Origin of the sequence: Clostridium sp. chh4-2, from assembly GCF_002899675.1 — a bacterium.
In the GTDB taxonomy this organism is placed as follows: Bacteria; Bacillota; Clostridia; order Lachnospirales; family Lachnospiraceae; genus CHH4-2.
Genome location: NZ_PKUU01000009.1, coordinates 42,314 through 64,539 on the forward strand (window position 1 = coordinate 42,314; position 22,226 = coordinate 64,539).

Here is a 22,226-nt window from a genome sequence, read left to right on the forward strand (position 1 = left end):
CTTTTAATGCATCTGTTTCCATAAATCTTACAGGTTTATGTGATTCGATGCATTAAAAGTCTTTTTTTGTTCATACCATTAGGTATGGGAGAGGAGAGTCTGCAATGAACGAATGGTTTCAGTTATCGAAGGAAGAGGTACTAAATCAGCTGAAGGCGACAACGCGCGGGCTGAATATGGATCAGGTGGATAAGCGTCGGAAAGAATTTGGAAAAAATGCGCTTATGGAAGCGGGGAGAAAGAAAACCTGGCAGGTATTTTTAGAACAATTTAAGGATTTGCTGGTAATCATCCTGATCATCGCAGCATTGATTTCCATGGTTTCCGATAATGTGGAGAGCACGGTTGTAATTTTTGCAGTTATTATTCTGAATGCTATTTTAGGAACCGTACAGCATCAAAAAGCGGAAAAATCGCTGGACAGTTTAAAATCACTGTCTGCGCCCGTTGCAAAAGTCATGCGGGACGGCAGAAAAGTGGAGATTCCGTCCGACCAGGTGGTTCCCGGAGATATTCTGCTTTTAGAGGCAGGAGACCTGGTGGTGGCGGATGGAAGAATTATCGAAAACTATTCGCTTCTGGTCAATGAAAGCTCTCTGACAGGAGAGTCCGCCAATGTGGAAAAACGGGAATCTCCCATAAGAGAAAAGCAGGTTCCTTTAGCCGAGCAGTACAATATGGTATTTTCCAGCTCTCTCGTGACAGGAGGAAGGGCGGTCATCGCAGTAACGGCCATCGGAATGGATACGGAAATCGGTAAAATCGCTTCCCTTATGAATGCGACGAAAGAGAAAAAAACGCCGCTTCAGATCAGCCTTGACCAGTTCAGCGGAAAACTGGCGGCGGTGATCATGATTATCTGTGCCCTGGTATTTGTGCTCAGCATTTACCGGAAAATGCCGGTGCTGGATTCTCTCATGTTCGCAGTAGCGCTGGCGGTGGCGGCCATTCCGGAAGCGCTCAGTTCCATCGTTACCATTGTTCAGGCCATGGGTACGCAGAAGATGGCCAAGGAACATGCGATTATAAAAGATTTAAAGGCAGTGGAAAGTCTGGGCTGCGTTTCCGTAATCTGTTCGGATAAGACCGGTACCTTGACTCAGAATAAGATGACGGTTCAGCAGGTATTTGCAGAACATAAACTCTATCAGGCCACCCACCTGGACATTACAGACCAGGTGCACCGGTATCTGATCTACGCGGCGCTTTTGGATAACGACGCGGTGTGGAGCGATGGAAAAGCTATCGGCGATCCTACGGAATTTGCGCTTTTGGAATTGGGAAAACGTCAGGGAATCGAGGCGTCGAGGGTCAGAAGCCAGATACCAAGGCTGGATGAGATTCCGTTTGATTCAGACCGTAAGCTGATGAGCACAAAACACAACATTGACGGAACGACAATTTTGTTTACCAAAGGTGCAATTGATGTTTTGCTGGACCGGAGTGACCGGATGCTGACTGGCAGAGGGCCAAGGGTTATGACACAGTCGGACCGCTCTGCCATCTTAGACCAGAACCAGCGCTTTTCGGAACAGGGCCTCAGGGTGTTGGCATTTGCTTACCGGGAGTGTGGTGAAATGGAGGCGATGAGCTTAGAAAGCGAACAGGGATACACATTCCTGGGCTTGATTTCCATGATGGACCCTCCGAGACCGGAATCCAAACGGGCGGTGCAGAATGCGGTACGGGCCGGAATTAAACCGGTGATGATAACCGGAGACCATAAAGTGACGGCTTCCGCTATTGCGGAAAAGATCGGCATTATGGGCAAAAATGATATTGCGGTGACGGGAATTGAACTGGATGAGATGAACGATCAGGAACTGGGACAGAAACTGGAGCGGATTTCCGTATATGCCAGAGTGTCGCCGGAACATAAAATCCGCATCGTAGAAGCGTGGCAGAGGCGCGGCAACATCGTCGCCATGACAGGAGACGGTGTAAATGACGCCCCAGCGCTGAAGAAAGCGGATATCGGAGTTGCCATGGGAATTACTGGAACGGAGGTATCGAAGGACGCCGCATCCATGATCCTGGCGGACGATAACTTTGCAACCATCATAAAAGCCGTGGAGAACGGCAGAAATGTATACAGAAACATAAAAAATGCCATCCAGTTCCTTCTGTCCGGCAACATGGCAGGAATTTTAAGCGTGCTGTACACCTCCCTGTTGGCGCTGCCGATTCCATTTGCCCCGGTTCATTTGCTGTTCATCAACCTGCTGACTGATTCCCTGCCGGCCATCGCAATCGGCATGGAGCCGTCGGAGGAAGACCTTTTGGAGCAGAAGCCCAGAGATCCAAAAGAAGGAATTCTCACATCCAGATTCCTTGGCACTCTGTTTGTACAGGGCGGTTTGATCGCAGTCTGTACCATGATGGCATACCATACCGGTTTAGCCACCGGAGGGGCTGCCGTAGCCAGCACCATGGCGTTCAGCACCCTGACCTTAGCCAGACTGTTCCACGGATTTAACTGCAGAAGCACCCATTCCATCATCCGGTTGGGATTCAAGACAAACCTTTACAGCGTGATGGCATTTGAAGCCGGCGTAGTTCTCCTGGCCGCAGTGCTGTTTGTGCCCGGACTTCAGACCCTGTTCTCCGTAGCCGATTTGACTGTGAGGCAGTTGCTTACTATCGTCGTATTCGCGGCGGTGCCGACCACAATTATCCAGGCATGGAAAACAATTCGGGAAGCGATGCATTAGTGAGAGATACTAAAAAGAGCGGGCCGCGGCGGCCCGCTCTTTCGAGCTGTATTTCCGGTCAAAGTAAACCTAAAATCAAAAAAACTAATACTGTTTCCAGAGAATATCCCTGTTGACGGTCTTATAGAACATGTCCTTAATCCGGCTGCTGTCGTTTGTCTGCCCCAGAATCCACATGAGTTTAGTCACAGTGGCCTCTAAGGTCATATCGTAGGATTCCAGCAGGCCGAACTGCAGTTTGATGGAGCGGCCCACTTCGTAGACGGACATGTTGCTTCCCTCGTTGGTCACCTGAGTGGTCATGACAACCACCTTTCCAAGAGAGGTCCAGCGTTCGATCGCATTGTGAAAATCTCCCGATTCATAGGAAGGAAGGCCGCCGACCCCGAAGGATTCGATGATGACGGCATCGTAATGTTCTGCCATATAGTCCAGAACCGATGCGTCCATGGAAGGGATCAGTTTGAGCAGAGCCACGTTGGAATTAAGGGTATGGTAAAAGGTCACCGGTTTTTCAAGCAGATCCTTATCATCCAGATAGAACAGGATATGTTCGTCATGGATGGCAGCTATGTAAGGAAAGTTGATGCTTGAAAACGCATTATAGCTTTTAGTCCGTTCCTTTTTTCCCCTGGTTCCGGCGATCACCTTTCCGTCAAAGACAATATTGACGCCGTGAGCCCGGTCGCAGGCGGCAAAGCGCAGGCTGTCTAACAGATTGATCCGGGCATCCGTGTTGTCCATATCGATGGGACGCTGGGCTCCGGTGATTACGATCGGTTTCGGGGAATTCTGCACCAGATAGGACAGGGCTGCGGCAGTATAGGCCATGGTATCCGTTCCGTGGCAGATGACGAATCCGTCATAGCTGTCATAGTAACGTTCCAGAGTATCCGAAATCAGAACCCAGTGCTGAGGCTGCATATTGGTGCTGTCTATATTGAGGATCTGCAGGCTGTCCGCCCGGCAGAATTCATTGGCTGTGGGAACATAGGATAAAAGTTCGTCGGATGACATTACAGGCTTCAGCCCGTCGTCACTCCGTTTGCAGGCGATGGTGCCGCCCGTTCCTATCATAAGAATCTTTTTCATCATTTATATCCTCCGTCAGTGGCATTTTTAGTATGATTTTCAGGTTTATTATACCATGCATTTTACAGGATAACAATTTGCTAAACAACAATTTATTGTAAATCATTATCCATATTTGGTTATTATTGTCTTACTGAAATTTATATGATAAAATTAAACCCGTTATTAACCGAGACGTAGAAAGAAGGATGGTTTTATGGCAGAAATTCCGAATGATCCGGTCATGCTGCTGAGCTATTTGAATACTCAGCTAAGAGATTTTTACGACGATATTCAGGATCTTTGCAAGAGCCTGAATCTGTCGGAGGAAGAGCTCAGAAACCGGTTAAAGACCATAGATTATGAATATGATGCCGCACTGAACCAGTTTGTATAGGAGCCATTTGTACTGATGAGAAAACGAACGAATAATGAAGATGGTTTTACTTTGGTTGAGATGCTGGCCGTTTTGGTAATCGTTGCGGTTTTAGCCGCAGTGGCAGTACCTTCCATGAAAGGATTCGTAGAGAAGGCTAAGCGTGACAGCTACATTGCCGAGGCCAGGATTGTCTGTACAGCCGTTCAGCAATATTTGCTGGAAGAGGAAATAGATGGCATAGTGCCCGATGATAAATTGTATGAAGACATAGCCAGATATGATATTGGGGATAAGAGAAATGTGCTGACCAGTGTTTTGGAAGGCAGTATCACCAAAAAGGGAAGAATTGTCAACATCATGTTTCTGTACGATAAATTTGACGGTATTGAGTACAATATCGATGGCTATATCGTATCGATTGAACTGAACCATGAAGTAATCGTAGAAAAAGAAGATAAATATTTTGGTAAATAGAGAAATGAAGCCGTATGAACGGCAGAACGAAGGGAAAGCATGGGGATGATGAAGAAAGTGAAACAGAATGAGGATGGTTTCACGTTAGTTGAAATGCTGGCCGTTCTCGTAATTATAGCGGTTTTAGCCGCTGTTGCCGTTCCGTCTATGACCGGATTCATTAAAGATGCTCAAAAGAAATCCCATACTGTGCAGGCCAGAGCCGTGTTGGTTGCAGCACAGACAGTGGCAACAGAGTATACACAAAGAGATGGTGAACCGGACAATCTGAAGAAAGAGATTGTTGAATTGATTGGAGACAATTACATTACAGAAGATGAGATTGGCGATATTGAGATCGATGCGGAAACCAGAAAGGTATTAAGCATTGAATATACGCCCAAGGGTGGGAAGAAGATCACTATCAATTCGGAAGGTGTGACCTATGAAGATTAGAGGTAACTGAAGCGGTACTGAACAGTTGCCGATAAAGCTTATTAAGGCCGTCGCGTCAGCGGCGGCTTTTGTTTAAGCCGGAAACGGAGGATAAATGCCAGTGAAACTATTATTATTGACCATAATCCTGCTTATGATCTCTGCGATAGACTGGAAATGGATGATTATTCCCAATTCACTGACAGTGGCCGTTGCACTCATAGCCGTCTGGTCATGTGCGTCGGAAGGAATACCGAATATGGCAGAACGGGCGGCCGGGTGCTTTCTGATCAGCGTGCCCATGATACTGCTTAACTGTGCGGTTAAAAATTGTTTTGGATTCGGTGATGTAAAACTGTGTATGGCTGCCGGTTTTCTGCTGGGAGCAAAAGGGATTCTGTTAGCCATGTTCATCGCGGTACTGACAGGCGGATGTTATGCTGTGGCACTTTTGATAAAGGATAGGAGAAACAGAAGCAGGAGAATTCCGTTTGGCCCGTTTTTGGCATTGGGCATCTGGATTTCATACGTATTTGGCAGTGGAATTATTGATTGGTATACAGGAGTGCTGAAGGGAGGCTGGTAAAATGGCGTGCTTTCATTATAAGGCGAAGGACATAGATGGACGGAATATAAACGGAACTGCCGAAGCAGAGGATGAAGACCAGCTTTACCGGAATCTCAGGGAAGAAGATTTGTTTCTTGTGAAGGCGAAAGAAGACAGGAAACGTGTAAGGAAGAGTCCGCTGTCTTCTTATCAGCTGGCTGATTTCTCCAGACAGATGGCGGTGATGCTGAAAAGCGGAATCCAGATTCTGTCTGCAGTTAATATTTTGAAACAAAGGGAACATAATGCAGGAATTGCTGCGGTATATGAGAATCTTTTCTGCCTTTTATCGAGAGGAATGTCATTATCCGATGCGATGGAGGAACAGGCAGGAGTATTTCCGGCTTTGATGGTGAGCATGATACGGGCCGGAGAAGAGAGTGGAAGGCTTTCCGACAGTGTGATCCGTCTGGCAGATTATTATGAGAGGGAAGACCGGCTGAGAAAATCGGTGGGAGGCGCCATGATTTATCCTGCATTTCTCATGGTGATGCTGATTGTATCTGTGATTATGATATTTACCGTTATTTTACCCAGGTTCTTTACCTTGTTTGATTCCATGGAGACAATTCCGCTGTCCACCCGTATCCTTATGGGATTGAGCAAAATGCTTTTGCAGTATGGGAATATGTGTATCCTGATTTTCCTGGCATTATTTGCGGTTGCTTATTATATGTGGCAGGATGAAAAGGTTCATTTGTGGAGGGATAAGGTGATTCTTACCGCTCCGGTTGTGGGGCGTCTGATGAGAGTGATCTATACGGCCAGATTTGCAAGAACCCTGAATTCCCTGTATGGAAGCGGAGTGCCGTTGATATCCGCCGTAAGTTCCGCATTTCTTGTTTTGAACAACCGGTTTTTGGAGAAACAATTCAAACCGGTGATGGATGATCTGAGCAACGGAGTATCCCTGGCCTCGTCTTTGGCCGGAATTAACGGTCTGGATGAAAAACTTATCACAGGCATTTTTATTGGAGAGGAATCGGGAGAACTGGAGGATATGCTGGTTCATGTGGCGGACAGTTTTGATTATGAAGCTGAAGCGGCCTCCAAGCGCCTGACCGTATTAATCGAACCCATAATGATCGTATTGATTGCAGTTATGACAGGATATGTGATGGTGTCGGTTATACTTCCGATTTATCAATATTACGAAATGATGGGATAGGAGGCCCTTTTTGACATACAAATGAAATTAATCATATATCTGGGTGAAGATAATATTAAAGTAGTGCTTGGAAAATGCAGAAAACAACTATGGATCAAGACCTGTAAGACCTATGAGCTTCCAAAAGGTACTTTGATCAATGACGTTATCACCGATCAGGAAGCTTTTACCGATGTACTGAAAATGATTGCAAAGACTTACCGCCGTTATGCCGGCCGGGTCCATCTTGTTTTGGGCAGCAATAAAATAATTACGAAAATGATGAAAGTGCCTTCCATGTCGGAGAAATCTCTTCTTGAAATTGCCAAAAAGGAATTGAAGAGTTTTCTGGTAAATGGCGAAGAGGATATGATTTATGATTACGGAAGAATCAATCAGGAAAGTATTCTCTGCGCCGCAGTCCAGCGGAAAATAGTGGAAGGTTATTTCAGAATGTTCCGCCATTGCGGCCTGATTGTGAAAACAGTTGACGCCGCCTTAAATTCCGTGGCCATTTTTTCAGAAACCCTTCCTCTTTTAAAGGGAAATACATATATTCTGGCGGTTTTGGACGGCAGAAATATGATTTCTTCCCTCTATGTAAAAGGAAAATATGTTTATACCAGCAGATTGAGACTGGTCTCAGAACGGGAGACAGAGGAAATCTGTATTGAGATCATGGGACAGATGGGCGTTGTAAAACGGTTTGGAGAAAGCCAGAATAAGGACGTCAAAATCGAACATATTTACCTTTGCGGATTATCCGATCGGGAAAAGGAGAATTTATATCCCTCGGTTAAAACTTCTTTGGGCGTCAGCGCAGCCAGTCTGGAACTTCATGCAGACGGGATCGGGGAGGATGTGAGCAGCTATCTATTTGCATCCGGTAATCTGATTAGCCGTGATCATAAAAAATGTCTGAATCTCATCACAGCATCACGTCGTAAAAGTGCGAATGAAATGAAGGAAATATATCACAGGGCAATTGGCCATGCCGTTTTGCTGGCTGTCGCCTGCCTGTTCATCGGCCGGTACTGTGTGAGGTTGAATGAAACGAGGCGGCTTCAAAAAGAAACCGCCGGAATTTACAGGATTATGGATGATCCGGCAAATGCAGAGCTTCTGGCAGAGGCTAGGGAGGAAAGCAGCGAGCTTGCTGCGTGGAAAGAGTTTGAAGAGTATATGGAAAGCGAATCCGCGGTTATGGAAGAATATCCGAGGATCAGCGGAGACATCATGGAAGTGATTGAAGCATCAGGAGAAGGCAGGGTATCATTCCGTGATTTTCATTATATGAATGGACAGCTGACATTTACTGCGCTGATGGAGGAACTGGAAGAAGGGGCGGAATTTGCCTCCCGTTTAGAAGAAACCGGCGTTTTTGAACGCGCCGGCTATCATAGAGTGGAAAAGAAAGGGCTTTATTGCTTCTATATGGAATGCATAATTAAGAAAACGTCAGAGAGGAGCGGCCTATGAAAAAACTGACGGTAAGAGAGAAATATCTTATTTTTCTGGCAGTCATTGCATTGCTGACAGGAATAGGATATTATTTGATGGAACTTCCGTCAGAAGCCGCTTTATTTCAGGCCAAAGCGGACAACCAGCTGGCCCGGACAGAATACAGGACAGCCGACCGGCTGCTGAATGAAGCAGAGGATACAAAACAGGAGTTGGAATCTTATCATCAGTATTATATGGAGTTGAGGGAAGAGTTCGGCCCCGTGCTCAACAGTTATGAATTGGAACGGAAGATATCATATTATTTTGAAAAGAACGGTTTGAATCTGGTGGAAGCGATAATCCAGGATGCCAAACCGGTGTATGAGAAGGAGAAATCGCAGGAGCCGGTATTTTACAGTGGAACCATAAATGCTAAAGTGACTGGAAATGCTCAGGAATTTAATAATCTTTTGGATGAGCTGGCGGACAGAAAAGATTTGATCATCACATCATTTACCGTGAACCCGACGGGTGGGGAAGAAACATTTAATATTGAGATTGTATGTTATATGATGGCAGAGAAATCGAGGTTAGAATGACTGGAAAAGGTAAAGACGGATATGTTCTGGGATATTTTATGGTTCTGCTGATGGTTCTCATGATTTTGCTTACGTCTGTGATGACCATGTCGTTTGGATATTACAGCAGAATTTTAAATGAAAAACACAGGAAGCAGGCATTTTATACGGCCAGAAGCGTGGCCGCGGCGCTGGCGGATGAAATTGTGTACGGTGAAGAGTCGGGGATTATAAAAGCTGTATGGGATCAGCTTTTCACCGGAGAGGAAACAGAGATTCTTGGCCTGCCGGAAGAGATGGGAATCTGTATTCTGCGCCTTAAATATGACGAGGAAGAGGATATCCTTGAATTAAAAGTAACTGTAACCTTAAAGAATCAGGAACAGACAGTAGAAGCGGTTTTGCATAGGCAGGGGGTTATGGGAGACGAAAACTCCTCTTTGGATGAGTCCGTATGGAGACTGTTGGGATACAGAAACGGAGAAAATGGGAATGGGGAAATACTGGAAGAATAATAGAGGAAGTTCTCTGGTTGAAGTGATGGCGGCCGGAGTAGTTTTAATGATCCTTGCGCTTTTGACCCTGCAGTGCTTTTCCATGTCTGCCAAGATGATGGAAAGAGGGAGAAAATTAAAGCAGGAAACGGAACAGTCCGTGCTGTCGCTGGAATACGGCAAAGTTCCCGATGAAACAGAGCAGGCGCAGTTGAGCCTGGACCGGCCGGGAGGAACGGACCTTGGAATTACCGTAACCATAAAACGTTATGGACCTCTCCGTGTTTTAGCCGGGGATGAACGTCAAAGGGAAGGTTCTCAGGAGAAAAGTGATGAGTTACAAAATGAAAGGTAAAGAAGGAATGACGACAGTAGAACTGCTGGCCGGCCTTATGATCGCGCTCATATTGCTGGGCGCCGGCACTGCTGTCTTTTTTGCTGCATCCGGCAGCTTCACGAAATACGCCGAACAGTCGGAAAACCAGATGATTACGGATTCCGTGTGCAGGCTGATCTCCGACAAGATCACATTTGCAAGATATGTATCAGTTGGTGTGGAGCCGGAAGAAGAGTGCCATGTGTTCCAGTTTTCAGAAAACGGTCACGTTCTTTTGGATGGGGAAGAACTCTATAACGACAGCTTTTACCATGATAAAAAGCTTGTATGCAGCATACCGGAAAATGAAAATGACGCGCCGGCGGATGTATTCCGGGTTACGATAAAGATGGAAGACGGGAAAGGGAAGTCTTTATATTCCTCCGATATTGTGGTAAAATTAGTCAACGTGGGGATTAGCGGCGGTAAAATCCGCTATATAATGAATGGGGATATGAAAAAATACGTGGATTCAAGTGACCAGGCTGTTTATATCAGCTATAGGGAGGAAGGACCATGATGAAGTACAGAATAGACCGCGTAGATTTGCCGGCATATCACGTAGATGAACTGGCAGTGGAGAAGATTCCTAAGCAGATTGCCCAGAAATACAGCGTAATCGCCATCGCTTCCGACGGAGGCTGCCTTACGGTTGCAGTTTGCGATCCCATGAATTTATATGCGATTGAGGATATCAGGCTGGTGACAAATATGGAACTCAAGCTGGTTCAGGCGGACAAAGAAGACATCGACCATGCCATAGAGTTATATTATTCGGAAATAGATTTAAGAATTGCCGCCGATCATGCGGTTTGGAATGCGGTTCCGCCTGAGAATATATTCATCCAGCCGGATACAGGCAATCTGGATGACCAGGCGCCTATTGTGCGCCTCCTTAATAATTTGCTGATTCGGGCATATAATACCAATGTCAGCGATATTCACCTGGAACCGTTTGAGACGGGAACAACGGTAAGAATGAGAAGAGACGGAATGCTGCTTCCGTATATGACGCTGTCTTCCGTCATCCATCAGGGCCTGGTTGCCAGAACCAAGATTCTGGCACAGATGGATATCGCAGAGAAACGCCGCCCTCAGGACGGCCATTTTAAGATCACATTAAACAATTATGAGGTGAACGTCAGAGTCTCATTTATCCCGACCGCTTACGGAGAAAAGGGAGTTCTCAGATTTCTGACTACCAATACGGTGATTGACCACAATGATACATTTGGTATGGATGAGGGAAATTACCAGAAGATGCTGCGTTTGTTAAAACATCCAAGCGGCATCATCTATGTCACCGGTCCAACAGGAAGCGGAAAGACCACTACCCTGTATTCCATCTTACAATATCTTGCCAACCGTCCGGTCAATATCTCAACGATTGAAGATCCAATTGAGAAAAATGTTTCCAAAATAAATCAGATTCAGATCAATGAAAAGGCCGGAATCACATTCGGCTCCTGCCTCCGCGCACTGTTAAGACAGGACCCGGATATTATAATGGTAGGTGAAACCAGAGACAGGGAGACTGCGGAAGTCTCCGCCAGGGCTGCGCTCACCGGTCATCTTGTATTTTCCACACTTCATACCAATAATGCGGTATCCTCAGTGATCAGGCTGGAAGACATGGGACTTCCGCCCTATATGCTGTCGGCTGCACTGACCGGCGTGGTGGCACAGCGCTTGGTACGGAAAATCTGTCCCCACTGTAAAGAGCCGTATGAGGACCCTGATTCCGGCATAATAAGCTACAGAGGAAAAGGATGCAGCTTTTGTGACAACACCGGATACAAGGGCAGAGTGGCAATCTTTGAGATTCTGGAAATCGACGAAGGCTTCCGGAATCTGATCTCAGACAGAAAATCCTTTGGGGAATTAAACGCTTATGTAAAAAATGTAATTCATATGAAAACGCTGCAGGATGAGGCCCGTAAGCTGGTTGAACAGGGAATCATCAGCATGGAGGAGATGGAAAGAGTCAATTACAGTACGCAGGGAGGTGTTTGATATGAGCGAACTGATTAATGGAATAGGAACTGTATGGGCGTGGATGATGGAACATCTGCTTTATATCAATTTGCTCCTTTCTGTGATCATCGTATTTTTCCAGAGACGTGATCCAAAAGCGGTCTGGACGTGGCTTTTGGCCCTTTATTTTATCCCGATTTTTGGATTTGTGTTCTATCTGCTTTTATGCCAGGATTTCCATAAAAGCAAGATGTTTAAAGTAAAAGAAGTGGAGGACCGCCTCCGCTATTCTGTAAAAACCCAGGAGGAGGTAATCCGCAACTATGCCATGACCTTATCCGATCCGTTGAGCAGAGATTATGAAGATTTGGTGCTCTACAACTTGGAGACCTCAGGCGCCGTTTTGACTGTGGACAATTCTGTGGAGATATTGACTGACGGAGTGGAGAAATTCGCCGATCTCAGGGAAGAGATGAAGAAGGCCAGGCATTATATCCATATTCAATATTACATCATAAAAAATGACGAGGTATTCAATTCCATGGTCCCCATCCTGATCGATAAGGTGAGGGAAGGCGTGGAGGTGAGAATCCTTTACGACGGAATGGGCGGCCGTTTTATGCCCAAACGCCGATGGGAAGAGCTTAAAAAAGAAGGGATTAAAGTAGGGGAATTTTTCCCCGCATTTCTTGGCCGTCTCCATCTGAGGATGAATTACAGAAACCACAGAAAGATTGTGGTAATCGACGGAAGTGTGGGATATGTGGGCGGCTTCAATGTGGGCAAAGAGTATATCTCAAAAGATCCCAAATTCGGTTATTGGAGAGATACCCATCTTAAACTGTACGGCGGATCGGTCCTCAGCCTCCAGATCCGTTTTGCCCTGGACTGGAACTATGCGACGAAGGAGAATCTGTTTAAAAAGGCGGCTTATTTTGACAGCTTCCGCGACGGAATCGGTATGATCTACCCGGAACATCCAAAGCCGGGCAGGGACCCCATCGGAGTCCAGATCATCGCCAGCGGCCCGGACGCGGCCAACCGCCAGATCCGCAACAATTATCTGCAGCTGTTTCATAAGGCGAGAAAACACATCTACATCCAGACCCCTTACTTTGTTCCGGATGACGCCATATTATCCGCCCTGAGGATTGCGGCGGAGTCGGGCGTGGATGTGCGCCTGATGATTCCCTGCAAACCTGACCACCCCTTTGTCTATTGGGCGACGTATTCCTATGTGGGCGATCTTCTGGCCGCCGGAGCACGGTGCTATACGTATGAAAACGGATTTCTTCATGCAAAGGGTGTGATGGTGGACAGCCGGGTGAGCTGTTATGGAACCGCCAATATGGATATCAGGAGTTTTGAATTGAACTTTGAAGTGAATGCTACCATTTATGATGAGGAGACTACAGAACGGCTGGAACAGTTCTTTATTGACGATCTGATGCATTGTAATGAGGTGACGAAGGAGCTTTATGCACAGAGAAGCCTTTGGATTCGCATGAAGGAGCAGTGCAGCAGACTTCTGTCACCGCTTTTGTAGCGGTGGGGACGCCAAGCCGGAGGGACGGCGGGATGGATGGAAGCCGGAAGGCCGGAACGGGCGGTGCCGCGGAACGGATGGAATGGCCGCAGAGTGCAGCGGCGGAAAACCAGTTTCCGTGATGGGAAGATGTAAGAGAAAAAAGCGGCTGATTCAGGGCACAAGCAAAGCTACGGAAGAAATTCTGAAGAATTTTTCCTCCGCGTTGCTTTTGGAACATGGAATGATATTCCATGTCCCATCCCTGAATCAGCCGCTTTTTTCTCTAACATCTTCCGAATCACTCCAAATGGTTTTCCGCCGCTGCACTCTGCGGCCATTCCATCCGTTCCGCGGCGCCGCCCGTTCCGGCCTTCCGGCTTCCATCCATCCCGCCGTCCCTCCGGCTTGGCTGTGTACTGGCTTAGTAAGGGATTTAAAGTAAAGGGTGAAGGCATTTTTGAAAATGCTTTGAGGGTTAATGTAAAAATGAGGTGAAATAGAATTGTTGGTAAGAGATAAAATAACTGGGCTAACTCTTTATAGAGTCAGTCCAGTTATTTTATATAGTCGGTTTATTACGCTTGTTGGAACAGGGGAAGTGGAGGAAACAGAAAGGGTAAATACTTTTTCTGTTTCTTTATTTTTGTATTGGTAAACATTTCCCAACTGGCGAACAAGCGTCCAACCATTTTCTGTAACAAGATTATTAAGTGATGTAAAATTCATATGCATTCTCCTTTTTGTAAACAGTTAATAGTTACAATAAGGTTCTACTACGTTTACGGATCGTGCATATTCACATCTAGTATAGGATTTAATTTTATAAAAATCAAGAAAAAATCCGGACAAAAGATAAAAAGCATTGACAAATACTGTAATACGTATTACAATACGCATTATAACAATGATACGCATTACAATATGCATTGGAGAGAATATGAAAGAGAATTACGTATATCCGGCAGTATTTACAAAAACAGAACAGGGGAATATTGAAATTACTTTTTTAGATTTCCCGGAAATTATCGCAGAAGCATCTTCGACAGACGAGGCGCTGAAAACAGCGCAGGAGGCATTGGCAATCAGCATTCTTGGATATTTGGAAGAAAAACGTGAGCTGCCTGAAGCATCATTTTTAATGGAGGGTGTTATTTACATTCAGGTTTGGATGCCGTTTTTCAAAAATATGGCCAAGGAAGTATATGTTAGGAAATCAGTAACAATACCGGAATGGTTAGATATTTTAGCCAAGAAAAATTCAGTAAATTACTCGGCGGCTCTGGTAAAGGGGATTAAATCTGAATTGGGAATTGAAAATTAATACAATTATGGAGCTGTTAAATTTCAATTCAGGAGGTATGGATATGTCAGATTTTAAAGACAAATGTGGAGATGTATTGACAGGCGGAGCAACTGGGGCCGCGATAGGAGGAAGCATCGGAGCGGCAATTGGAGCGCTTGGCGGTCCCGTTACATCCGGTTTAGGCGCAACGCTTGGCGGCGCTCTGGGGAGTATTGCGGGGCTGTTTTCCGATTAATGCAGAATTACACCGGTCAGAGATTGGGGCCGGTGTAATTTTCCCTTTTTGTGTTTGATAAAGTATTTAGAGAGCTGGTTGACTGCGCATGAGGGAGGATGGTAATGATAATAGAAATATTTGATCCGGCCGGAAGTTTGGATGTGTATGATGTTGGGCGGGAGTTTTTGCAGGCAGGAGGTATGTATAATGGAATTTGAAGATGTGAGCAGAATTGTTAAAAATATTGCGAGAGCTGTGATAGCGGTAATAGAGATATTTGATAATGAGTAGGAGGGATGGTTACTGATGGGCATAATTAAGGTGGTAAAAGTAACTTGTAAAGTGATTGGCGGCATTGCCAGTATCATCTCTGCGTTTAGTGAATAAAGGTAACCATGGCGGCATTTCATGTAAGGGGAGTCTTGATATGAACGAAAAACTCAGGAAATTAGTGGATAGATTAACTGATATATTTGAAGCGAGATCGGAAGAATTTACGGTAGAGAATTGTGAAGGAGATGAATTCGGCGTAATCGATTACTGTTCCCACTCTATGCCAATAGAAAGGGTGGAGTTGGATCATGCGCAAATGATTAAAATCCTTAATGAAGGAAAAAGAATTCTTGATGAAGATGACTTCTATGTGCTGGCAGCTGCATTTTGCAATTACTATATCGAAGAAGGATTTGATTTTGTTTTACAGAAAAAGGATTTTGGACTGAACTCGTTTTTTACCACGCGTGATGATAAAGACATCGTTTTTTGCATCTATAAGGGAATTACCACACAGGATTACAGATGGTTTGAATCGGCGTATGAAGTAGATGATAAATGCACTGCTGCAAACATGTATTTGTTTGTAAAAGGAATGTCGGAACTGACATATGCGATTGCAACGGATAAACATATATCAAATCTGATGGAAGAAAATGTTTGGAAATACTACGAAAATTTGTCGGACGAGTGGAAGGATTTTGCGATTCAGGAAGTAAAAAACTACCCACTGATGGATAAAAGCCCTATGCCCTATATTTGCTGTACTTCCGGTAAAGATCACATGACGCAGATGGTAACGTGGTATTTAAAGAAGATATTGGAAGAACTTGAAGTGGATATCGATGAGGTTGGCGTCGATAATCTGTATGATGCAATCAGCGATAAGTATGGATTCGATCAAGCAGTAAAATTGATAATGGATTTTAGTAAAGAGTGCAGCGAAAAGTACCAATTTAACCTTCAGCCAGGCCAAACTGAATTTCCGGATGATGTAGCAGATAGTATGATCGAGATGCAGTCAAAGATGTTAGACTGTTTCAGCGAAGTCGCAGAAGTATTAACAGAAGGTGCGGTTAATAGCAGCAATACTTACCTAAACACAACTTTCATGTATGAAAAACTCGGATATATGCTTTTAAGTTCAGACGATGAACGAAAAGAGAATGCTAAATTTGAAGTGCTGCCATATCCGCAAGCTGATTCTTCTGTATTGTATCGGTATTCTTTTTTACACTTACCCGCAGTTCCATATGATTCAATCAGTAAGAATTACATTTTGGGAAGATATAAGATATTCGTATCCAACCGGGAGCTTCTGCAGAAGAACAAAGAGATTGAAGCTTTAAATGAAGAGAAAATCGATATGATGGATTACTATGCACATAGCTGGAAACATATATCCTATCCTAAAATCGTAAAAGAAGTAGCGGAAGCGCTCCTTGGCAAAGAAGATGATGATTCAATCACCATGGCGAATAAACTATTAAGGGCATATAACAGCGAGCAGACCTTGAAACATGGAATACAGCTGCTTCAGTATTCGATTTCAGCGGACAGAGAGACCGTGCGAAAAGAATTTAAAAAAGGATTTTTAGTGATAGATTCCCCAAAAGAAGACGGAATTGTCGGCATAGAGCATATTTTGTACGAAAGCCTCGATATGGTAATCCTCAGATTAATGATGGAGGATATCGATACAAGCAGAAGGATGAAAAAATGCCGCTCCAAGTTTGAAAATATCGACGATCTGAGGGAAGAATACACGGAAAGATTTTTGAAGAGGGACAAGGATAATGAAAAACTGCTGGAATGGGTAAATGAAAACCTTCTGACCATCAGTTTGAAAATTTCTGATGAATGGAAAGCGGTGAGATTGGATAAGGAAAGCTTTGCAGCAGCTCAAATGACAGAAATCATGGTTGAACTGATAACCAATATCTTACTGCATGGAATGGGAGATGCCAAAATAGAGTTAGCAGGCGATTTCCAAAGCATGTCCATATATGAAACCAATAATTGCAGCAATCGTCAAGCCCGAAAAGGTGGCAAAGGAATAAAAACACTTTCTAAGGTAATCGATAAAATCAATTTTGGAAGCAGTATAAGGGAAGGAATCGTGTGCAAAACGGAAGAGAATCAATATTCTGTATGTATTAAATTGGACAGGCGGTTAGTATACAGAGCATAGGAGGGCAAAAGCGTATGAGATACCTATGGGTGGAAGATTTTGGGGATGACAGTGAAGATCAATGGGATAAGCAGGAGGTGTGGCAGGAATATTTTGATATTGAAGATAATATATTGCTGTACTCATTGGAGGACGCTTTAAAATACCTGGATAATTATGAAAACCGAAGTAATTTCGATGCTGTCCTATTAGATATACGTTTCCCTGTTTTGAGCGAAGACAGCGTCATGACTGAAAGCGATATCTATGAAACCTATTTTGCAGACATCATAACGAAAAATATGTTTGAAAAATATTCAAATTCCGACGTGATGAAAGACGCATCGTCGGGAATCCTACTGTTCATGGCATTGGTATACCGCTATGGTTACAACTGGAATAATATCGCTTTCATTTCTGCCAATATCGATGACGAAGATTTAAGCGCGGTTAATACATTAAAAGAATTAATGACCAAAGTAAAATATGAGGAACCACTGTCCGGCCGCGAGAAGGCATTGTATAAGACGCGGTACCTGGATTTGTTTTCAGAAGAAGGTATTGTAGAAAAGAAGCTGGAAATAATAGATGAAAAACTAAGAATTGTTACCTGCGACGAACTTATTTCCGGCCTCACCCCGGAAAAAATCAATTCTGAAATCAAAAAACTAAACACAATCCAGGAAAAAATCAACAGTGGCGTTCCGGAACAAAAAAGGAAAGGCTTGAAATACTGCAGCGTAAGAAACCAATTTGAGATGATCGGATTAAAAATGCCGCCTGCATTTGAAAAGCCTACAGATGAAAGTCAGAAAAAATGCTGGCTGTTTACAGAATGGAAAGATTCCAGATTGGACGACGTTACAATCGCTAAACGCATAATCATAAATATGTGCTGCATTTTGCAAAATAATATTCATGGAAATGTCAGCAGTTTTTTAGCAAAACAGCGCATCTATAATGATGAAGACAGCACGATAACAGAAGAAACGATTAAGCAGTTTCTTCAAAACATCATTAGAAATGTTACCGACTTTCCAGGCCTGAAAACCCAAGAAAACAAATTGATATATGCAGGTAATATCGTCGATACGGTTTCCTCAATTTGGGAAAGCATAGAAAGGCCCAAAGTTAATAATGGAATCAGCAGCAGCTATTACGAATTTGCATATTATGCAGTTATGCGGCTGACAAGAAATTGGATGGCGCACCAGGGGATAAAGGGCATTGACATTCAATTTGCTTCTTTCGCATTTCTGCTTTCTATGAAGGGCATTTTTGACGTGGGCAAATTTAGTATTAAGGATCAAAATGCATTCCGCAAGGAGGAAGAAAAACTAGTTGACTTTTTTGGATATAATACGGTTGCCTATCAAACGCTGGATATAGAAGAAATAATGCATAAAGAATACCGTAATACATACCAAAACGTCGAAAACGCTATCCCACAGAACTATTCGGGACAAATGAGACTGCCGGAAAAGGAAGATCCATTCGCCTTAATTTCTGCACTCGGCCACTCTGACAGCTGCGTGCGCGAACGCGTTTCAGTAACAGAATTGTATAAAGCGTTTTGGCTGTGTGTTTATTTTGGGGACAAGAACAGCAGAAGCCTCAAGCCTGAAGATAATAAAAATAGAGATATAATTAAAATCCTCGAAAATATCTATTCCTACCAAGCCTGATTAAATAGACTGATGCATCAAAGTTGTTATTTAACGGGGAGGGCGAAAGGCACGCCCGGAATCGGGCGGAGAAGCCGGAAGGAGACGATTGAAGGGGGAAGCCGGGCCGCCGAAGGAAGATACAGCCAAAGGGGATTCGGGATTTGCCCCTAAGAACTACTAAGACCCGTAAGAACAGAACGAGGCAGGCCAGCGCCATTCGCAGTGAACTCTTTATGACTTCGCTGCTCAGCGGCGCTTTAGAACCTGACACCGAAATCAGGTTCTACCTGCCTCGTTCTGTTCTTCCGGGTCTAAGTAGTTCTAAAGGGGTTCCATACGATCCCCTTTGGCTGTATCTTCCTTCGGCAGCCCGGCTCCCCCTTCAATCGTCTCCTTCCGGCTTCACCGCCCGATTCCGGGCTGGTTTACGCTGGCCAGGTTAAAAACAATATTGGTGCATAGGCATTTCCGAAAATCCCTTCACGGTTGATGTAAAAAACTACTCCATCCACCAATTCTTTTATCCTTTCCGCCGCCCGCCCAGATTTCCCCTTCTTTCCGGCGTTTCTTAGTTAACTAAAAAAGAATTGATCGAATACGTGAATAAGCAAGGGGTTTTAAAGCGCATACTATGTAGCATGGAAAAAATAAAAGAGATTGAAAAATTGCCGATTAATTTTTTTAAGTGCGGGGTCGCAGGATGGTGTCTGGAAGTTATATTTACTTCGGTGGAATCGATTATGGCCGGGGATTGGAGGTTGATGGGAAAGACGTCGCTTTTGATGTTTCCGATTTACGGAATGGGCGCGTTTTTAGGGCCGATAGGTAATTTGTTGGATAAGTGGATTCCCGATTTGCAGGCGGACGGGCTGAATGCGACGGACCGGGCTGTGCGTCATGGGATGTTTTATATGGTTCTGATCTTTGTGGCGGAGTATATTTCGGGGTCCTGGCTCAGGGCGAAAGGAATCTGCCCTTGGGATTATACGGGACGTCATACCAATATCCATGGGCTAATCCGATTGGATTTTGCGCCGCTGTGGTTTGGGACAGGTCTGCTGTTTGAACGGATTACAAAGAGAAAAGGAGGTTAAATTCAGATTAACGTTAGCAGATAATGTATAACGATTCACTGCCCCAAGGGCCCCGGCGGTATGGCCAGGCTCCGGCGGTTTCCATGGTTTTTCCCGTTCCGGTTTCGGGCATAAACGATTCTAAACGTGCAGTATTTTTCTAAAAACCAAGGGAAATATCCAAACTCGTTACACTTAAACAGGTGGATATTTCCCTTGAACGAAAAATTCTGCGCGTTAAGAATCGCTAATGCCCTGCAAAGTCACGGGAAAGACCATGGAAACCGCCGGAGCCTGGCCATACTGCCGGGGCCCTTGGGGCAGTGAATCGTTACGCCAACGTAAAATACGAAAACTCAGAGCGCCAGAATCGTTGACGAAAGAAGGATATCAGCATATAATCAAAGTGAATAAATGCTTAAAATTACACAGAAGGAAGAGAAGAAAATGATAAGGTTTATATTGGTGGCGCTTACCGTAATTGTATTTTTAATTCTCAGCATCCCGCTTCTCCTGTTTGAGGCGGTTGTTGGAAAGATAAGTCCGAAGAAAAGAGACGAACAGTGTCTCAGAATCGTACAGAGAGTATTCCGCTTTATCCTGGTGCTGGCCGGGGTTCGGATTACTGTTAAAGGATTAGATAATATACCAAAGGATAAGGCGGTTTTATATGTGGGAAATCACAGAAGCTACTTTGATATTTTAACCGGATATGTGACGGTGCCGGGACTGACCGGTTTTGTGGCTAAGAAAGAGATGCTCCGCTATCCGCTGTTGTCGGATTGGATGAATAATGTGAACTGCCTGTTTCTGGACAGAAAGAATATGAAAGAAGGGCTCAAAACCATTTTAACCGGAATTGAAAAGGTAAAGAGCGGAATTTCCATCTGGATTTTCCCGGAAGGAACCAGAAACAGGAATAAAGATGTGCGGGAAATGATGGAATTTAAAGAGGGAAGCCTTAAAATAGCAGAAAAGTCAGGCTGTCCGGTGATTCCGGTGGCATTGACCGGAACGGCAGAGATATTTGAAAACCATCTTCCATTTATCCGTCCTTCCAATGTTACCATTCAGTTTGGTGCTCCGATCATGATAAAAGAATTGGAGCCGGAACAGAGAAAGAGGGCAGGAGCTTATACGAGAGGCGTAATTGAAGAAATGTTAGAAAAGGAACTGAACGCATGAAAGAGTTGAATTTACAGGAGATAAGGGGCCAGTTAGACGTGATCGACGCCCAGATCATAGAATTGTTTGAAAAACGGATGCAGCTTTGTGCAGATGTGGCGGAATTTAAGATTGAAACGGGCAAGGCCGTATTTGATAAAGAGAGGGAGCAGCAGAAGATAGCGGCGGTGACCGGTATGGCACACGGAGAATTTAATAAAAAGGCCGCCGAAGAGCTGTTTTCCCAGATTATGACTATCAGCAGAAGACTTCAGTATCAGCTGTTGGAACAGCACGGACAGTCGCTTGAGATGGGATTTTCCCAGGTGGAAAAACTTCCGTCAGAGGATATCCGCGTCGTATATCAGGGATTGGAAGGGGCTTACAGCCATGCGGCCACGCTTTCCTATTTTGGAGACGATGTGAATGCTTATCATGTCCCCATGTTTGAGGATGCCATGAAAGCGGTTCAGGACGGCGAAGCCGATTATGCGGTGATCCCCATTGAAAATTCATCCGCAGGCGCGGTGATCGACACCTATGACCTGATGATTAAATATGACAACACCATTGTAGCGGAGATTATGCTTCCGATCAATCATGCGCTTTTAGGCGTTCCGGGCGCCGGCATTGAGGATATTCAAACCGTTTATTCCCATCCCCAAAGCCTGATGCAGTGTTCCGAATATCTGAACGGCAACCGCCAATGGCGCCAGATCAGTATGCCCAACAATGCGGTGGCGGCGAAAAAGGTGATCGACGACCAGGATAGGACCCAGGCTGCTGTTGCCAGCGTTATAGCCGGACAACTCTATGGGCTTCAAGTGCTGAAAGAATGCATCAATCACAATAAGAATAATACCACCAGATTCGTTGTTCTCTGTAAAAACAGGATTTTCCGTGAAGATTCCAAGAAAGTCAGTATCTGTTTTGAACTGCCTCACCACAGCGGAACGCTTTACAATATGCTGGGCAATTTCATCTATAACGGCGTGAACATGGTGATGATAGAGTCCCGGCCGATTATAGGCAAGAATTGGGAATACCGTTTCTTTGTGGATATCGAAGGGAAATTAAGCGATGCTTCCGTACAGAATTCGCTGAAAGGGATTTCAGAAGAGGCCAGCTATTTCAGAATTTTAGGCAATTATTAAGGATAAAGG

General features: G+C 44.7%; 22 protein-coding genes. 20 read left to right on the forward strand and 2 right to left on the reverse strand.

Going from position 1 to position 22,226, the window contains the following annotated elements:
* The first annotated feature begins 104 nt into the window (after positions 1 to 104).
* Positions 105 to 2,711 (forward strand): cation-translocating P-type ATPase, encoded by a 2,607-nt coding sequence (locus tag C0033_RS11315; RefSeq protein ID WP_103227986.1) that lies wholly within the window; start codon positions 105 to 107, stop codon positions 2,709 to 2,711.
* 84 nt (positions 2,712 to 2,795) lie between these two features.
* On the opposite strand, the gene C0033_RS11320 is transcribed toward C0033_RS11315, so the two are convergent.
* A complete protein-coding gene (locus tag C0033_RS11320) occupies positions 2,796 to 3,803 on the reverse strand; it encodes an asparaginase (protein WP_103228129.1) in 1,008 nt (335 codons plus the stop codon).
* 196 nt (positions 3,804 to 3,999) lie between these two features.
* Here C0033_RS11320 and C0033_RS11325 point away from each other — a divergent pair, with 196 nt between their 5' ends.
* The 12 genes from C0033_RS11325 to cls all read left to right on the forward strand — a co-directional run bounded on the left by C0033_RS11325 (position 4,000) and on the right by cls (position 13,214).
* The gene (locus tag C0033_RS11325) at positions 4,000 to 4,179 is read left to right on the forward strand and encodes a DUF4250 domain-containing protein (RefSeq protein WP_103227987.1); all 180 of its coding nucleotides are present in this window, start codon (positions 4,000 to 4,002) and stop codon (positions 4,177 to 4,179) included.
* Positions 4,180 to 4,194: 15 nt separating this feature from the next.
* A complete protein-coding gene (locus C0033_RS11330; protein WP_103227988.1) occupies positions 4,195 to 4,635 on the forward strand; it encodes a prepilin-type N-terminal cleavage/methylation domain-containing protein in 441 nt (146 codons plus the stop codon).
* 39 nt (positions 4,636 to 4,674) lie between these two features.
* The gene (locus C0033_RS11335) at positions 4,675 to 5,070 is read left to right on the forward strand and encodes a prepilin-type N-terminal cleavage/methylation domain-containing protein (protein ID WP_103227989.1); all 396 of its coding nucleotides are present in this window, start codon (positions 4,675 to 4,677) and stop codon (positions 5,068 to 5,070) included.
* 100 nt (positions 5,071 to 5,170) lie between these two features.
* The gene (locus tag C0033_RS11340) at positions 5,171 to 5,635 is read left to right on the forward strand and encodes an A24 family peptidase (RefSeq protein WP_180994684.1); all 465 of its coding nucleotides are present in this window, start codon (positions 5,171 to 5,173) and stop codon (positions 5,633 to 5,635) included.
* Between the two features lies 1 nt (position 5,636).
* Positions 5,637 to 6,824, forward strand: a complete 1,188-nt coding sequence (locus C0033_RS11345) for a type II secretion system F family protein (protein WP_103227991.1) — start codon at positions 5,637 to 5,639, stop codon at positions 6,822 to 6,824.
* Between the two features lie 21 nt (positions 6,825 to 6,845).
* Positions 6,846 to 8,282 carry a pilus assembly protein PilM gene (gene pilM / locus C0033_RS11350; protein WP_103227992.1) on the forward strand — a complete coding sequence of 479 codons (1,437 nt, stop codon included), beginning with the start codon at positions 6,846 to 6,848 and terminating at the stop codon, positions 8,280 to 8,282.
* Positions 8,279 to 8,845, forward strand: coding sequence for a hypothetical protein (locus C0033_RS11355; RefSeq protein WP_103227993.1), 567 nt, complete (start codon positions 8,279 to 8,281; stop codon positions 8,843 to 8,845). The genes pilM and C0033_RS11355 overlap by 4 nt, the downstream gene beginning before the upstream one ends.
* Positions 8,842 to 9,339 carry a hypothetical protein gene (locus tag C0033_RS11360; RefSeq protein WP_103227994.1) on the forward strand — a complete coding sequence of 166 codons (498 nt, stop codon included), beginning with the start codon at positions 8,842 to 8,844 and terminating at the stop codon, positions 9,337 to 9,339. The genes C0033_RS11355 and C0033_RS11360 overlap by 4 nt, the downstream gene beginning before the upstream one ends.
* Positions 9,317 to 9,673, forward strand: coding sequence for a prepilin-type N-terminal cleavage/methylation domain-containing protein (locus C0033_RS11365; protein ID WP_103227995.1), 357 nt, complete (start codon positions 9,317 to 9,319; stop codon positions 9,671 to 9,673). Before C0033_RS11360 ends, C0033_RS11365 begins: the two co-directional genes overlap by 23 nt.
* On the forward strand, positions 9,651 to 10,214 hold the full coding sequence (locus C0033_RS11370) for a hypothetical protein (RefSeq protein WP_103227996.1): 564 nt from the start codon (positions 9,651 to 9,653) through the stop codon (positions 10,212 to 10,214). Before C0033_RS11365 ends, C0033_RS11370 begins: the two co-directional genes overlap by 23 nt.
* Positions 10,211 to 11,707: a GspE/PulE family protein gene (locus C0033_RS11375; protein WP_103227997.1), complete on the forward strand. Its 1,497-nt coding sequence runs from the start codon at positions 10,211 to 10,213 to the stop codon at positions 11,705 to 11,707. Before C0033_RS11370 ends, C0033_RS11375 begins: the two co-directional genes overlap by 4 nt.
* A 1-nt stretch (position 11,708) precedes the next feature.
* A complete protein-coding gene (gene cls, locus C0033_RS11380; protein ID WP_103227998.1) occupies positions 11,709 to 13,214 on the forward strand; it encodes a cardiolipin synthase in 1,506 nt (501 codons plus the stop codon).
* A 519-nt stretch (positions 13,215 to 13,733) separates the two neighbouring features.
* Here the strand turns inward: cls and C0033_RS11385 are convergent.
* Positions 13,734 to 13,922: a hypothetical protein gene (locus C0033_RS11385; RefSeq protein WP_103227999.1), complete on the reverse strand. Its 189-nt coding sequence runs from the start codon at positions 13,920 to 13,922 to the stop codon at positions 13,734 to 13,736.
* Between the two features lie 211 nt (positions 13,923 to 14,133).
* On the opposite strand from C0033_RS11385, the gene C0033_RS11390 reads away from it, so the two are divergent.
* From C0033_RS11390 to pheA, 7 genes are all read left to right on the forward strand, one after another.
* On the forward strand, positions 14,134 to 14,517 hold the full coding sequence (locus C0033_RS11390; RefSeq protein WP_103228000.1) for a type II toxin-antitoxin system HicB family antitoxin: 384 nt from the start codon (positions 14,134 to 14,136) through the stop codon (positions 14,515 to 14,517).
* A 43-nt stretch (positions 14,518 to 14,560) separates the two neighbouring features.
* Positions 14,561 to 14,734, forward strand: coding sequence for a hypothetical protein (locus C0033_RS27035; protein ID WP_180994685.1), 174 nt, complete (start codon positions 14,561 to 14,563; stop codon positions 14,732 to 14,734).
* A 409-nt stretch (positions 14,735 to 15,143) separates the two neighbouring features.
* The gene (locus tag C0033_RS11395) at positions 15,144 to 17,180 is read left to right on the forward strand and encodes a hypothetical protein (RefSeq protein WP_103228001.1); all 2,037 of its coding nucleotides are present in this window, start codon (positions 15,144 to 15,146) and stop codon (positions 17,178 to 17,180) included.
* A 344-nt stretch (positions 17,181 to 17,524) separates the two neighbouring features.
* Positions 17,525 to 18,844 carry a hypothetical protein gene (locus C0033_RS11400; protein WP_146043758.1) on the forward strand — a complete coding sequence of 440 codons (1,320 nt, stop codon included), beginning with the start codon at positions 17,525 to 17,527 and terminating at the stop codon, positions 18,842 to 18,844.
* Positions 18,845 to 19,464: 620 nt separating this feature from the next.
* Positions 19,465 to 19,920 carry a hypothetical protein gene (locus tag C0033_RS11405; RefSeq protein WP_103228003.1) on the forward strand — a complete coding sequence of 152 codons (456 nt, stop codon included), beginning with the start codon at positions 19,465 to 19,467 and terminating at the stop codon, positions 19,918 to 19,920.
* 426 nt (positions 19,921 to 20,346) lie between these two features.
* On the forward strand, positions 20,347 to 21,084 hold the full coding sequence (locus C0033_RS11410) for a lysophospholipid acyltransferase family protein (protein ID WP_103228004.1): 738 nt from the start codon (positions 20,347 to 20,349) through the stop codon (positions 21,082 to 21,084).
* A complete protein-coding gene (gene pheA / locus C0033_RS11415) occupies positions 21,081 to 22,217 on the forward strand; it encodes a prephenate dehydratase (RefSeq protein ID WP_103228005.1) in 1,137 nt (378 codons plus the stop codon). Before C0033_RS11410 ends, pheA begins: the two co-directional genes overlap by 4 nt.
* Positions 22,218 to 22,226 lie beyond the last annotated feature (9 nt).

Coding starts and splice junctions, on each gene's coding strand:
- C0033_RS11315 (WP_103227986.1), top strand. CDS start 105: ATGAACGAATGGTTTCAGTTATCGAAGGAAGAGGTACTAAATCAGCTG.
- C0033_RS11320 (WP_103228129.1), bottom strand. CDS start 3,803: ATGAAAAAGATTCTTATGATAGGAACGGGCGGCACCATCGCCTGCAAA.
- C0033_RS11325 (WP_103227987.1), top strand. CDS start 4,000: ATGGCAGAAATTCCGAATGATCCGGTCATGCTGCTGAGCTATTTGAAT.
- C0033_RS11330 (WP_103227988.1), top strand. CDS start 4,195: ATGAGAAAACGAACGAATAATGAAGATGGTTTTACTTTGGTTGAGATG.
- C0033_RS11335 (WP_103227989.1), top strand. CDS start 4,675: ATGGGGATGATGAAGAAAGTGAAACAGAATGAGGATGGTTTCACGTTA.
- C0033_RS11345 (WP_103227991.1), top strand. CDS start 5,637: ATGGCGTGCTTTCATTATAAGGCGAAGGACATAGATGGACGGAATATA.
- pilM (WP_103227992.1), top strand. CDS start 6,846: ATGAAATTAATCATATATCTGGGTGAAGATAATATTAAAGTAGTGCTT.
- C0033_RS11355 (WP_103227993.1), top strand. CDS start 8,279: ATGAAAAAACTGACGGTAAGAGAGAAATATCTTATTTTTCTGGCAGTC.
- C0033_RS11360 (WP_103227994.1), top strand. CDS start 8,842: ATGACTGGAAAAGGTAAAGACGGATATGTTCTGGGATATTTTATGGTT.
- C0033_RS11365 (WP_103227995.1), top strand. CDS start 9,317: ATGGGGAAATACTGGAAGAATAATAGAGGAAGTTCTCTGGTTGAAGTG.
- C0033_RS11370 (WP_103227996.1), top strand. CDS start 9,651: ATGAGTTACAAAATGAAAGGTAAAGAAGGAATGACGACAGTAGAACTG.
- C0033_RS11375 (WP_103227997.1), top strand. CDS start 10,211: ATGATGAAGTACAGAATAGACCGCGTAGATTTGCCGGCATATCACGTA.
- cls (WP_103227998.1), top strand. CDS start 11,709: ATGAGCGAACTGATTAATGGAATAGGAACTGTATGGGCGTGGATGATG.
- C0033_RS11385 (WP_103227999.1), bottom strand. CDS start 13,922: ATGAATTTTACATCACTTAATAATCTTGTTACAGAAAATGGTTGGACG.
- C0033_RS11390 (WP_103228000.1), top strand. CDS start 14,134: ATGAAAGAGAATTACGTATATCCGGCAGTATTTACAAAAACAGAACAG.
- C0033_RS27035 (WP_180994685.1), top strand. CDS start 14,561: ATGTCAGATTTTAAAGACAAATGTGGAGATGTATTGACAGGCGGAGCA.
- C0033_RS11395 (WP_103228001.1), top strand. CDS start 15,144: ATGAACGAAAAACTCAGGAAATTAGTGGATAGATTAACTGATATATTT.
- C0033_RS11400 (WP_146043758.1), top strand. CDS start 17,525: ATGGCATTGGTATACCGCTATGGTTACAACTGGAATAATATCGCTTTC.
- C0033_RS11405 (WP_103228003.1), top strand. CDS start 19,465: ATGGAAAAAATAAAAGAGATTGAAAAATTGCCGATTAATTTTTTTAAG.
- C0033_RS11410 (WP_103228004.1), top strand. CDS start 20,347: ATGATAAGGTTTATATTGGTGGCGCTTACCGTAATTGTATTTTTAATT.
- pheA (WP_103228005.1), top strand. CDS start 21,081: ATGAAAGAGTTGAATTTACAGGAGATAAGGGGCCAGTTAGACGTGATC.